This is a genomic window from Actinomyces slackii, assembly GCF_900637295.1.
GTDB lineage: Bacteria > Actinomycetota > Actinomycetes > Actinomycetales > Actinomycetaceae > Actinomyces > Actinomyces slackii.
Genome location: NZ_LR134363.1, coordinates 3,209,096 through 3,220,508, shown reverse-complemented (window position 1 = coordinate 3,220,508; position 11,413 = coordinate 3,209,096). Strand labels below are relative to the sequence as shown.

At 71.1% G+C, this 11,413-nt stretch carries 11 protein-coding genes and 1 tRNA gene; 9 read left to right on the top strand and 3 right to left on the bottom strand.

The genetic code is table 11. The features are described 5' to 3' along the window. The first annotated feature begins 254 nt into the window (after window positions 1-254). The 9 genes from EL266_RS13325 (at window position 255) to EL266_RS13285 (ending at window position 6,933) form a co-directional block, all read left to right on the top strand. Window positions 255-327, top strand: a tRNA-Trp gene (locus EL266_RS13325). Between the two features lie 97 nt (window positions 328-424). Beyond that, window positions 425-658, top strand: coding sequence for a preprotein translocase subunit SecE (secE, locus tag EL266_RS13320; RefSeq protein WP_026427008.1), 234 nt, complete (start codon window positions 425-427; stop codon window positions 656-658). Window positions 659-784: 126 nt separating this feature from the next. Continuing rightward, window positions 785-1,492 (top strand): transcription termination/antitermination protein NusG, encoded by a 708-nt coding sequence (gene nusG, locus EL266_RS13315; RefSeq protein WP_408608502.1) that lies wholly within the window; start codon window positions 785-787, stop codon window positions 1,490-1,492. 186 nt (window positions 1,493-1,678) lie between these two features. Further along, window positions 1,679-2,110, top strand: coding sequence for a 50S ribosomal protein L11 (gene rplK, locus EL266_RS13310; protein WP_026427006.1), 432 nt, complete (start codon window positions 1,679-1,681; stop codon window positions 2,108-2,110). Window positions 2,111-2,225: 115 nt separating this feature from the next. Continuing rightward, complete coding sequence (gene rplA, locus EL266_RS13305) at window positions 2,226-2,915, top strand: 50S ribosomal protein L1 (protein ID WP_026427005.1); 690 nt, start codon at window positions 2,226-2,228, stop codon at window positions 2,913-2,915. Window positions 2,916-3,154: 239 nt separating this feature from the next. Continuing rightward, window positions 3,155-3,820: a hypothetical protein gene (locus tag EL266_RS13300; RefSeq protein ID WP_051281166.1), complete on the top strand. Its 666-nt coding sequence runs from the start codon at window positions 3,155-3,157 to the stop codon at window positions 3,818-3,820. Then, window positions 3,817-4,563: an OmpA family protein gene (locus EL266_RS13940; protein WP_197719251.1), complete on the top strand. Its 747-nt coding sequence runs from the start codon at window positions 3,817-3,819 to the stop codon at window positions 4,561-4,563. Before EL266_RS13300 ends, EL266_RS13940 begins: the two co-directional genes overlap by 4 nt. A gap of 109 nt (window positions 4,564-4,672) precedes the next feature. Further along, a complete protein-coding gene (locus EL266_RS13290; protein WP_051281164.1) occupies window positions 4,673-6,154 on the top strand; it encodes an OmpA family protein in 1,482 nt (493 codons plus the stop codon). A gap of 77 nt (window positions 6,155-6,231) precedes the next feature. After that, window positions 6,232-6,933, top strand: a complete 702-nt coding sequence (locus EL266_RS13285) for a prepilin peptidase (RefSeq protein ID WP_026427001.1) — start codon at window positions 6,232-6,234, stop codon at window positions 6,931-6,933. 135 nt (window positions 6,934-7,068) lie between these two features. Here the strand turns inward: EL266_RS13285 and glpK are convergent, their stop codons facing one another. From glpK to EL266_RS13270, 3 genes are all read right to left on the bottom strand, one after another. Then, the gene (gene glpK / locus EL266_RS13280) at window positions 7,069-8,592 is read right to left on the bottom strand and encodes a glycerol kinase GlpK (RefSeq protein WP_026427000.1); all 1,524 of its coding nucleotides are present in this window, start codon (window positions 8,590-8,592) and stop codon (window positions 7,069-7,071) included. Window positions 8,593-8,660: 68 nt separating this feature from the next. Then, complete coding sequence (locus EL266_RS13275) at window positions 8,661-9,401, bottom strand: MIP/aquaporin family protein (RefSeq protein WP_026426999.1); 741 nt, start codon at window positions 9,399-9,401, stop codon at window positions 8,661-8,663. Window positions 9,402-9,547: 146 nt separating this feature from the next. Then, window positions 9,548-11,302 (bottom strand): glycerol-3-phosphate dehydrogenase/oxidase, encoded by a 1,755-nt coding sequence (locus EL266_RS13270; protein WP_026426998.1) that lies wholly within the window; start codon window positions 11,300-11,302, stop codon window positions 9,548-9,550. Between the last annotated feature and the right edge of the window lie 111 nt (window positions 11,303-11,413).

The window sequence follows — 11,413 nt, the reverse complement described above, 5'->3', positions numbered from 1 at the left end:
GGTGTCCTCCATCGTGATTCGATCAGGCGCTCGAGGGCGGCGCTCACCAGTGTATACCCCTGGGGGTATAGGGGGAAGCGGGGGAAGCGGGATGAGGCGCCGCCGGCTGGGCGGGTGCAGGTGCGCCGGGGGTCGCCCGCAGACCGGGGGTCGCCCGCAGGCCCGGGGCCCGGAGGGGCCCTGAACAGTGGCGCAATGCACGGCGGGCGAGTCCCGTGCCGTGGCGATCATGTGGCACACTTGGTCATCGCTGAAGGGCAGTGGCGCAATTGGTAGCGCACCGGTCTCCAAAACCGGCGGTTGTGGGTTCGAGTCCCGCCTGCCCTGCTGAGAACGGCGGATCTGTCGGGGGATCCCGTCGGTTCCGTCTTCTCGCCCCAGACGCGGGCACTGACCGAGCCGTATGACCCGAGGATCATCATTCATGAGCGAGAGCGCGAGCGCCGCGAGCCCTGCTGACAAGAAGCGCGGCTTCTTCGGGCGCATTGCCCTGTTCATCCGCCAGGTCATCGACGAGCTGCGCAAGGTCGTGTGGCCCACCGGCAACGAGCTGTGGACCTACTTCCTCGTGGTGGTCTTCTTCATCCTGGCCATCATGGTGTTCACCGGTGTGCTGGACTACGCCTTCAACCGCGCCGTCATGTGGATCTTCACCTGACCCCCGCCCAGCATCGCCCGCAGCAAGCCAACGGAAAGCAGGTACATCGTGTCCGAGGACATCTCCGCGCAGCCCCTCCCCGAGGATGACGGCTCCGTCGTCGAGCCGCCGGCGGGCGCCGCTGAGATCGAGGAGATCGAGGAGCCCGCGCCGGGCGAGCAGGCCGGCGCGCCCGAGCCCGCGGTGGACCCCCTGGAGGAGTTCCGCCAGCACATGTCCTCCCTGCCCGGCGAGTGGTACGTGCTGCACACCTACTCCGGCTACGAGCGCCGGGTGGCCACGGACATCATGACCCGCGCCGAGAACTTCGAGGTCGAGGACTACGTCTTCGATGCGGCCGTCCCCATGGAGACGGTGATCGAGATCAAGAACGGCAACAAGAAGAAAGAGGTCTCCCGGGTGCGCATCCCCGGCTATGTGTTCGTGCGCATGGACCTCGATGACCCGGAGACCTCCGACCGCGTGTGGCGCACCATCAAGGACACCCCCGCCGTCACCGGCTTCGTGGGCGACCGCTACAACCCGGTGCCCCTGACCTTCGAGGAGGCCGTCTCCCAGCTCGGCCCCACCCCCGAGGAGATCGCCGTCAAGCAGGCCGAGGCCGAGGCCGTCCCCGAGTCGGGCTCGGGCACCCAGATCACGGCCGGGGGTCAGGTCTTCGAGGTCGCCTTCGAGGTGGGGGAGTCCGTCATCGTCACCGACGGCCCCTTCGAGTCCCTGCCCGCCACCATCTCGGAGATCCACCCCGAGACCCAGAAGCTGCAGGTGCTCATCTCCCTGTTCGGCCGAGACACCCCGGCCGAGCTCTCCTTCACCCAGGTCGCCAAGATCTGAGGCCGGCCCCGCCCGATCCGCAGGGATGCGGGCGGGAGCCGAGTATCACAGGCCAGCCCTTGTGATACCGCGCACCGGGCGCCCTGAGGAGTCCCGTCGGGGGCTACGATGGGCGCTTGTGCGTGCGCATGCACCCACGCGCTGCACGGCAGGCGTGCAGCATCTCCGGACAAGAAGGACCCACCTATGGCCCCCAAGAAGAAGGTCGCCGGGCTGATCAAGCTCCAGATCCAGGCCGGCCAGGCCAACCCCGCTCCGCCGATCGGCCCCGCGCTCGGTGCGCAGGGCGTCAACATCATGGAGTTCTGCAAGGCGTACAACGCTGCCACCGAGTCGCAGCGCGGCAACGTCATCCCCGTGGAGATCACGGTCTACGAGGACCGCTCCTTCACCTTCATCACCAAGACCCCGCCGGCCGCCGAGCTGATCAAGAAGGCCGCGGGCATCTCCAAGGGCTCCCCCACCCCGCACAGCTCCAAGGTCGGCTCCCTGAGCCAGGCCCAGGTGCGCGAGATCGCCGAGACCAAGATGCCCGACCTCAACGCCAACGACATCGAGTCCGCCACCAAGATCATCGCCGGCACCGCCCACTCCATGGGCATCACCGTCGAGGCTTGATCGGCGCGACCCCGGCCCCATGGCCGCGCCGGTGCCCCGCACCGGCCCAGACAAGACGAACACCACGTGGCAGGGCCTCGCGCGGCCCGCACACCACGACTGCAAGGAGAAGCAGATGACCAAGCGCTCAAAGGCCTACCGCGCCGCCGCTGAGAAGATCCAGTCCGGAATCCTCTACACCCCGGCCGAGGCCGTCCGTCTGGCCAAGACCACCACCGTCACCTCATTCGACTCCACCGTGGACGTCGCCTTCCGCCTGGGAGTCGACCCCCGCAAGGCCGACCAGATGGTGCGTGGCACCGTGTCCCTGCCGCACGGTACCGGCAAGACCGCCCGAGTCCTCGTCTTCGCCCAGGGGGAGCGCGCCGAGCAGGCGCTGGCCGCCGGGGCCGACGAGGTCGGCGGCGACGAGCTCATCGCGAAGGTCGCCGGCGGCTACACGGACTTCGACGCCGCCGTGGCCACCCCCGACCTCATGGGCAAGGTCGGGCGCCTGGGCCGCGTCCTGGGCCCCCGCGGCCTCATGCCCAACCCCAAGACGGGCACCGTGACCATGGATGTGGCCAAGGCCGTGACCGACATCAAGGGCGGCCGCATCGAGTTCCGCGTGGACCGCGCTGCCAACCTGCACTTCATCATCGGCAAGGCCGGCTTCACCGAGGAGCAGCTGCTGGAGAACTTCCAGGCCGCCCTCGATGAGGTCCTGCGCCTCAAGCCCTCGGCCTCCAAGGGCCGCTACATCCTCAAGGCCGCCATGTCCACCACCATGGGCCCCAGCATCCCGCTGGACGTGGCCAAGGCCTGAGGCCCGCACCGCCTGACCGACGGCGCCGCCCACCGCGGGCGGCGCCGTCGTCGTGCCGGGGCGCTCGGGTCCCCGGGGCCTGCCCGGGGACCCGGGAAGGACCCCCGGGCCCCGGGAGAAAACCGTGTCCCACACGCTCGATCCCCGTATATGCCTGCCCATTACGCGGTGGCCGAGGCGTTTCTAAGGTGAATCCATGAGCCAGGCCGCAAGGGCCTGCACAACGATGGAGGATCATCATGTCTCGCACCGCCCGGCAAGCACTCGCCTCAACGGCTGTCGCGGTCCTTGCCCTGGGGACACTGACAGCCTGCCTTCCCGGAGGCTCGGACAAGGCCGAGGATGCGGCCACCGAGCAGGCCTCCCTGCCCGAGTCCGTGGCCACCGTCCTGGGGGACACCCATGCCGCGGCCGGCACCGGAGAGCCGACCCCTGTGGAGGTCACCTCCGAGCTGCCGGTGATCGCCACCCGCACCGCCTCCACCGGGGACACGCCCGTGACCATCGCCCTGAACTCGGTGAGCGTCTCCGGCGGCATCACCACCGTCATGTTCTCCGTGACCAATGACGGCCCCGACTCGGGCCTGGGCCTCCAGGTCTCGGACATCTTCTCCGACGGCGAGTCGACCATCCCCCTGAACTCCGACGGGGCGCAGGGCGACGGCGGCACGCTCCAGAACACCGATGGCGTCACCCTGCTGGACGCCGCCAACAAGAAGATCTACCGGGTCGCCTACGACAACGCCGGGGGCTGCCTGTGCTCCTCGACCAGCGGCATCTTCATCGACGCCGGCCACACGACGGTGTTCCAGGCCTCCTTCGCGGCGCTGCCCAAGGAGACCTCCGCCGTCACGGTGACCATCCCGGTGGCAGGGGCCTTCGAGAATGTGCCGGTGACCCGATGAGCGCCCCGACCATGCCTGCGGGCCCGGCATCATCGCCCCGCCGCGCAGGCCTGCCCCTGCCCATGCGGGCCGGCTCCCGGCGCCGGTGGCGCGCCCCCCTCACGGCCGTGCGCCTGAGCCTGGTGGCGGGCCTTGGTGCAGGCCTCGCGGCGGGCCTCGCCCTCGGAGGGCCGACGGCGCGGGCCGAGGAGTCCTCAGCGCCCCCGAGCCCCTCGAGCCCCAGCGCCTCGGTCCGGACCCCGGGCCGGGACACCGCGGCGATCCCGCCGGAGGCCACTCGCCCCGACGCCACCCCTGTCGCGGACATGGTGGCGCCCGTCCTCGGCCTGGTCCTGCGCACCTCCGAGGCCGACGGCGCCGCGACCACGGACACCGACGGGAACAAGACCCGCACCACCCTGTCCGGGGATGTCACCTTCGAGACCGACTCGGCCACCCTGACACCGCGGGCCAAGGAGGTCCTGGACAGCATCGCCAAGGGCTGGGGATCCACGCCGCCCAAGGAGGTCACCGTCGTCGGGCACACCGACTCAGTGGCCGACGACGCCTACAACCAGACCCTCTCCGAGCAGCGGGCCCAGGCCGTGGTCGACTACCTGACCACCAAGGCCTCCTCGGTGACCATGACGGCCAGCGGCAAGGGCGAGACCGAGCCGGCCCAGCCCGAGACCCGCGAGGACGGCAGCGTCGACGAGCAGGCCCAGGCCGCCAACCGGCGCGTGGTCATCACCTGGGAGCAGTAGGGGCGGGCGCGGCGGGCTGTGGCTCAACCGACCCGGTGACACGCGCCCCGCGCGCAGGGCGGCGGCGCTAAGGTGGGGCCCTGCCGCTGTTCCCTCAAGGAGGTCCCTTGTGCTGGTGTCCCGTCGTCATGCCCTTCTCGCCTCAGCCCTAACCGGGCTGGGGGGCCTGTCCGCCTGCTCCTTGGCGGAGGGGGGCTCGGGGGAGGCCACCGCCTCGGCCACGCCGGGCGCGGTGAGCCTGGCCACCGGCTACCTGGGCGTGCCGGTGACGGTGGAGGCCGGGCCTGCCATCATCTCGGGGAGCTACATGGTGGTGCGCCTGGCCTTCTCCACGCAGTCCACCACGCCGGTGAGCCTGGCCGGCGCCTTCGACACCAAGGACGCCACCGGCACGATGCGGGCCATCCGCGCCCTCAGCCTGGCCCAGGGGCTGGCCTTCCCCCAGCTGGAGACCGGGAACAAGCACTTCGCCACCGAGCTGAGCAAGGACGCGCCGCTGGAGGTCTTCCCCATCTTCGCGGCCGCCACGGGGGCCACGAGCGTGGAGCTGGAGCTGCCGAGCATGGGGGTGATCACGGGGATCCCGGTGGTCGGGGCCTCACAGGCCCCCTTCGAGGCGGGGGCCCTGGTCTCGCGCTCCTCCCTGGATGTCGACGAGCCGGGGCCCTTCGGGATCGGGGCGCTGTCCATCGCCCACGACGACGCCTCCGACACCAGCACCGGGATGGAGTCGACCACGGTGACACTGACCGGGGGAGTGGCCTTCCCGGGGGAGTCGGTCAGCCTGGATCCGCGGGCCGATGCCGCGATCGCACGCGTGGTGGCCCTGCTCAAGCGCTATCCCGCGGGCGGTGAGCTGACCATCACCGGGCATGTGGACTCCTCGGCCCACGAGGCCCTGGCGGAGCAGCGCGCCCAGGCGGTGGAGGCGCGACTGAAGGAGTCTGCCGACCTGTCGGGCTGGAAGGTCTCAGCCACCGGCAAGGGCGCCACGGCGCTGCGCGTGCCCAATGAGGCCGAGCAGGGCAGTGCCATCAACCGCAGGGTGGAGATCGCCGTGACCCCCGCCGATCCCGGCAGCGCCGCGCCCACCCCGGTGGAGTCCGGGCCAGATATGCCCGATGCCGTGGGGCCCAGTGGCAAGGGGCCGGCGGGGGTGGAGGTCACGGTCGGGGATCTGAGCGTGCGCCTGTCCATGGAGCGCGTGCTGCGGGTGGGGAGCTTCCTCGTGGGGGTCCTGGAACTGTCCTGCCCCCAGAGGGTCGACTGGCAGGTGGGTGCCTTCATGCTGCCCCCGGTGTGGCAGACCCTGCGCTGGCGCACCCTGTCCCAGGGCGTCTACAACCTGACCCTGATCGACGGCGAGCAGCGCCACCTCACCGCCGACTACGCGGCCCCCACCAGCGGGCGGTGGGTGCTGTCCAACAGCGCCAAGCCCCCGCTGGAGCCGGGCGAGGAGCCCTGGCGAGTGCCCGTGATCTGGCGGGACACGGGCCAGGACACCGTGATCCTGGACCTGCCCGGCGGGGACAATGCCCACGGCCGGGCCCTGTCCGCGCGCCTGACCGATATCCCCGTGGTGGATGCCTGAGCCCGGGCCGCAGCGCCGGGGCCTGCCGGCACGGGCCCTGAGACAGCCGCACCCGGCCATGCGACACGACCACTGCCATGACTGACGCCGCCCTTCTGCTCGCCATCGCCACAGCCTGCGTGCTTGGAGCCGCCGGGCCGCTATCGGGCTTCGCCCGGGCCTACCTGGGCGAGCTGGTCTCGCGCCAGGGCGGCATGCGGATCCGCCGCCTCGGGCTGCTCAGCCCCCTGACCCAGGGCCTGCTGGCAGGCGCGTGCTGCGCCATCACGGCCTGGTGGGGCTGGCGCCTCGATGCGATCGCCTCAACCGCCGTCGCGCTGCCGACCGTGACGATCCTGGCCGTGGCCTGCAGCGTCGATGCCCTCAGCCACCGGCTGCCCAACCGCCTGCTGGGCTGGGCGGCCCTGTGGCTGGCGGGCACGATCCTCATCCGATGCGCCTGGGCCCTGGCCACGGGCGAGTCGTGGAGCCAGGCGCTGAGGCCCGCCGGGACCGCCCTGGGAACAGCATGCGCCGGGATGGCGGTCATGGTGGTCCTGTGCCTCCTGCCCACGGGGATGGGCCTGGGCGATGCCAAGCTCATCGGCGTCCTGGGACTGTGGCTGGGCCACGCCTCCGCCTGGTCCCTGGTCACGGCCCTCATGCTGGGCTTCGTCCTGGGCGGGCTCGCGGCGCTGGGGCTCCTGGCCCTGGGACGGGCAGGCCGGAAGGACTCCATCGCCTTCGGCCCCTACCTGGCCATCGGCGGCCTGCTCAGCTGGGCGCTGTCCCTGTCCTGAGGCGGGCGCCGGCCGCGCCGGCTGCGCTGGCCGCGCTGGCCGCAGTGAGACGCACGGATAGCAGACTCCCCGGAGGGCACCATGGCGCCGGGTGCCCTCCGGGGAGGCCGAGATGGGGGCGGATCAGAGCCGGGCTCACTCCACGACGTCGTCGTCCACCCAGTCCAGGGTGCGGGCCACGGCCTTGTTCCAGTTGCGGAAGAGGCGATCGCGCTCGGCCTCATCCATGGCCGGCTGCCAGCGCTTGCCCTCGGCCCAGTTGTCGATGACGTCCTGGGTCCCCGACCAGAAGCCCACCGCGATGCCCGCCGCGTAGGCGGCGCCCAGGGCCGTGGTCTCGGTGACCTGGGGGCGCACCACCGGCACGCCGACCTGGTCGGCCTGGAACTGCATGAGCAGCTCATCGCGCGTCATGCCGCCGTCGACCTTGAGCTCGGTCAGGGCCTGACCGGAGTCGGCGTTCATGGCCTCCAGGACCTCGCGGGTCTGGAAGGCGGTGGACTCCTCGACCGCCCGGGCGATGTGGCCCTTGTTGACGTAGCGGGTCAGCCCCACCAGGGCGCCGCGGGCATCGGGCCGCCAGTGCGGGGCGAACAGGCCGGAGAAGGCGGGCACGAAGTAGGCCCCGCCGTTGTCATCCACCGAGGCGGCCAGCGCCTCGATGTCCTTGGAATCGGTGATGATCCCCAGGTTGTCGCGCAGCCACTGCACCAGGGAGCCGGCAACCGCGATGGAGCCCTCCAGGGCGTAGACGGCGGGCTCATCCCCGATCTGGTAGCACACGGTGGTCAGCAGGCCGTTGTCACTGCGCACCGGCGTAGTGCCGGTGTTCATGAGCATGAAGCAGCCGGTGCCGTAGGTGTTCTTGGCCTGTCCCACCTCGAAGCAGGCCTGCCCGAAGGTCGCCGCCTGCTGGTCGCCCAGGATGCCGGAGATCGGGGTGTCCACGAGCAGGCCGTTCTTGCGGCCCCTGCCGAACTCCCCGGCCGAGGGCTTGATCTCGGGGAGCATGGACATGGGGATGCCCATATCCGCGCAGATCTCCTCGTTCCAGTCCAGGGTGTCGATGTTCATGAGCATCGTGCGCGAGGCATTGGTGACATCGGTGGCGTGAACGCCTCCGGACACCCCGCCGGTCAGGTTCCACAGCACCCAGGTGTCCATGGTCCCCATGAGCAGGTCGCCCGCCTCGGCGCGCTCGCGGGCGCCCTCGACGTTCTCCAGGATCCAGGTCACCTTGGGGCCGGAGAAGTAGGTGGCCAGGCCCAGGCCCACACGGTCCTTGTACTTGTCGGGGCCCTCGTCCCCCGCCAGGCGGTCGCAGATGGCCTGGGTGCGGGTGTCCTGCCAGACGATGACGTTGTACACGGGCTCGCCGGTGGTCTTGTCCCACACCACCGCGCTCTCGCGCTGATTGGTGATGCCCACCGCGGCGATCTCGTGGCGGTTGATCTCCGCCTTGGACAGCACCCCGGCCACCACGGCACGGGTGTTGTCCCAGATCTCCTTCGGGTCGTGCTCCACCCAGCCGGCGCGCGGGAAGATCTGCTCATGCTCCTTCTGATCGACCGCGATGATCGTCCCGGAGTGGTCGAAGAGGATGGCTCGCGATGAGGTGGTTCCCTGGTCGATGGACAGGACGTACTTCTTGTCGGTCATGGTTGTGTCCTTTCACGGCGTCGTGAGGGCGGTCGTAGGGGGCGGGCAGGGCCCGGGCGCGGATGCGCTCAGAACAGGCCCGCCAGGTTGGGGACGATGAGTCCGGCGGCGACGGCGCCCAGGAGCGGCCCGGCCACAGGAACCCAGGAGTAGCCCCAGTCGGAGCCGCCCTTGCCGGGAATCGGCAGGACGGCGTGGGCGATGCGCGGCCCCAGGTCGCGGGCCGGGTTGATGGCGTAGCCGGTGGGGCCTCCCAGGCTCAGGCCGATGGCCACCACCACCAGGGCCACGGCCAGCGGGCCGAGCTGGGAGGGGGTCTTGCCCGAGAAGAGGACCCAGCCGACCAGCACGAAGGTGGCGAAGGCCTCGGTGACGAGGTTCCAGCCGTAGGAGCGCACGGTGGGACCGGTGGAGAACACGCCGAGCTTGGCGGCCGGCTCCGCCTCCTGGTCGAACTGCTTCTTGTAGGTCAGCCACACCGCGGTCGCACCCAGGAAGGCGCCGAGCATCTGCGCCGCCAGGTAGGTGGCAATGGCCCCGCCCGAGGCGGGCACGCCCTCCGCCAGATCGCGGCCGGCCACCGCCAGGCCCACGGTCACGGCGGGGTTGAGGTGGGCCCCCGTGGCATAGGCGGCGTAGACGCCCACGAACACGGCCAGGCCCCAGCCCAGGGTGATGACGATCCACCCGCTGTCCTTGGACTTCGAGGCGGGCAGGACGACGCCTGCCACGACTCCGCAGCCCAGCAGGATGAGCAGGAAGGTCCCGAAGACCTCCGAGACGAGGATCTGAGCCAGTGATGGAGCCATGGACAACTCGCTTTCTGCACGTCGTCGTGCGTGTGGGGGGCCTGGGGCCCGGGCGTGAGGTGTTGAGGCTGAGCCTCGGGCAAGGGGGCGATGAGCGCCCGGTGCGCCCGGCGGGCCGGCGCAGAGCCTATCCCACCGGGCGGGTCTTAGATGGGCCGCTCCACGTGAGCGACGGCGGCGGCGTCGGTGGCCTCGGCCTCGGCGGCGGCCATATCCGCCACGCGCTTGGCGTAGGCCGTTCTCTGGGCCGCGATCTCCGCATCGTCCCAGCCCAGCAGGGGGGCCATGATCGCGCAGATCTCCTCGGCCGCCCCCAGGCCGCGGTCGCGCCGCGACAGGTCCAGGCGCACGCGCCGGGTCAGGACGTCCTCCAGGGACTCGGCGCCCTCATGGGTCACCGCCCAGGCGACCTCGACGCGCAGGTACTCGGGGGCCTCTCCCAGCGCCTCGCCCAGGGAGGGGTCGGCGTCGATGGCGGCCAGCAGCTCGGGCGTCTCCGAGCCGTAGCGGTCCAGGAGGTGGGTGACCCGGGCCAGGGTCCAGTCGCGCGCCCGGGCGATGTCACCGGCCCGCGCGGCCAGCTCGTGGTAGCCCTCGGCCCCCACCAGGGGCAGGTCGGCGGTGGCCGAGGGGTGGGAGCGGGCCAGGCTCTCGCCCAGGGCGTGGTCGACGGCGTCGACCGCCATGACCCGGTAGGTGGTCAGCTTGCCCCCGGCGATCGCGGTCAGGCCCGGGGCCAGGCGGGTGACGGTGTGCTCCCGGGAGACCTTGGTGGAGGCGGCCTTGGCGCCGGGCTTGAGGCGCGGCTGGAGCAGGGGGCGCAGGCCCGCGTAGACCCCGATGATGTCCTCGCGCCCGATGGGGCGGGTCAGCACGGAGTTGGCGTGGTCCAGGACGTAGTCGACGTCGGCGCTGGTGGCCACGGGCTTGGCCACGTCCTGGTCCCAGGGGGTGTCCGTGGTGCCGATGACCCAGTAGTCGGGCCAGGGGATGATGAACAGGACGGACTTCTCGGTGCGCAGGAAGATGCCGGTCTCGGCGTCGATGGCCTGGCGGGGCACGACGATGTGGATGCCCTTGGAGGCCAGGACCTTCAGGCCCCCGGCCTCGGTGGCCAGGTCCTGGGTCTCCTCGGTCCACACGCCGGTGGCGTTGATGGTGCGCGTGGCGCGGATCTCCAGCTGACGGCCGGTGGCCAGGTCGGTGACCGAGGCGCCGGTGACGTGGCCGCGCTCGTTCTTCAGGAAGCCGGTCACCCTGGTGCGGTTGGCGGCATGGGCGCCCAGGCCCACTGCGGTGCGCACCAGGTCGATGACCAGGCGCGAGTCGTCCACGCGGGCGTCGTAGAAGCGGATCGCCCCGGCCAGGTCGGTGACGTCCAGGGCGGGGGCCAGGGCGGAGGTGCCCTTCTTGCCCAGGTGCTGCTGGATGGGGACGGTCTTGTGCCCGCGGGCGCCGGCCAGGGCCAGGGCGTCGTACATGCCCACTCCCACGGCGGAGTAGCTGCGCTCGTAGTGGTGCTTGAGCGGCCATAGGAAGGGCTGGGCCTTGACCAGGTGGGGGGCGGTGGTGGTCAGCAGGCGGCCGCGCTCGGTCAGGGCCTCGTGCACCAGGGCGAAGTTGAGCTGGTAGAGGTAGCGCAGCCCGCCGTGGACGAGCTTGGAGGAGTAGGAGGAGGTGCCCGCCGCCCAGTCGCCCATCTCGACGATACCGGTGCGCAGGCCGCGGGATGCGGCGTCCAGGGCGATGCCGGCGCCGGTCACGCCTCCGCCGACGACGAGGACGTCCAGGCCCTCATCGCTTGCCATGGCCTCCAGTGCTGAGGTGCGCTGGGGGGCGTTGAGCGCGGTTCCGCGGGTGCCGGGGGATAGAGTGCTGGTGGAGGTCTGCGGGCTTGGCATGGTCGCTCCTGTGCGGCTGGCTGGCGCTGATATGCGCAACTGTTCTCCTGTGTGGAAGAATGATCAAGCCGTCTGCACGAACGTGCAGAACTGATGTGTGAGGGGAGGAAC

Bases quoted from the DNA above. Each gene is read 5' to 3' on its own strand.
- secE (WP_026427008.1), top strand. From the start codon at position 425: ATGAGCGAGAGCGCGAGCGCCGCGAGCCCTGCTGACAAGAAGCGCGGC.
- EL266_RS13300 (WP_051281166.1), top strand. From the start codon at position 3,155: ATGTCTCGCACCGCCCGGCAAGCACTCGCCTCAACGGCTGTCGCGGTC.
- EL266_RS13285 (WP_026427001.1), top strand. From the start codon at position 6,232: ATGACTGACGCCGCCCTTCTGCTCGCCATCGCCACAGCCTGCGTGCTT.
- EL266_RS13270 (WP_026426998.1), bottom strand. From the start codon at position 11,302: ATGCCAAGCCCGCAGACCTCCACCAGCACTCTATCCCCCGGCACCCGC.
- glpK (WP_026427000.1), bottom strand. From the start codon at position 8,592: ATGACCGACAAGAAGTACGTCCTGTCCATCGACCAGGGAACCACCTCA.
- rplK (WP_026427006.1), top strand. From the start codon at position 1,679: ATGGCCCCCAAGAAGAAGGTCGCCGGGCTGATCAAGCTCCAGATCCAG.
- rplA (WP_026427005.1), top strand. From the start codon at position 2,226: ATGACCAAGCGCTCAAAGGCCTACCGCGCCGCCGCTGAGAAGATCCAG.
- EL266_RS13275 (WP_026426999.1), bottom strand. From the start codon at position 9,401: ATGGCTCCATCACTGGCTCAGATCCTCGTCTCGGAGGTCTTCGGGACC.
- EL266_RS13940 (WP_197719251.1), top strand. From the start codon at position 3,817: ATGAGCGCCCCGACCATGCCTGCGGGCCCGGCATCATCGCCCCGCCGC.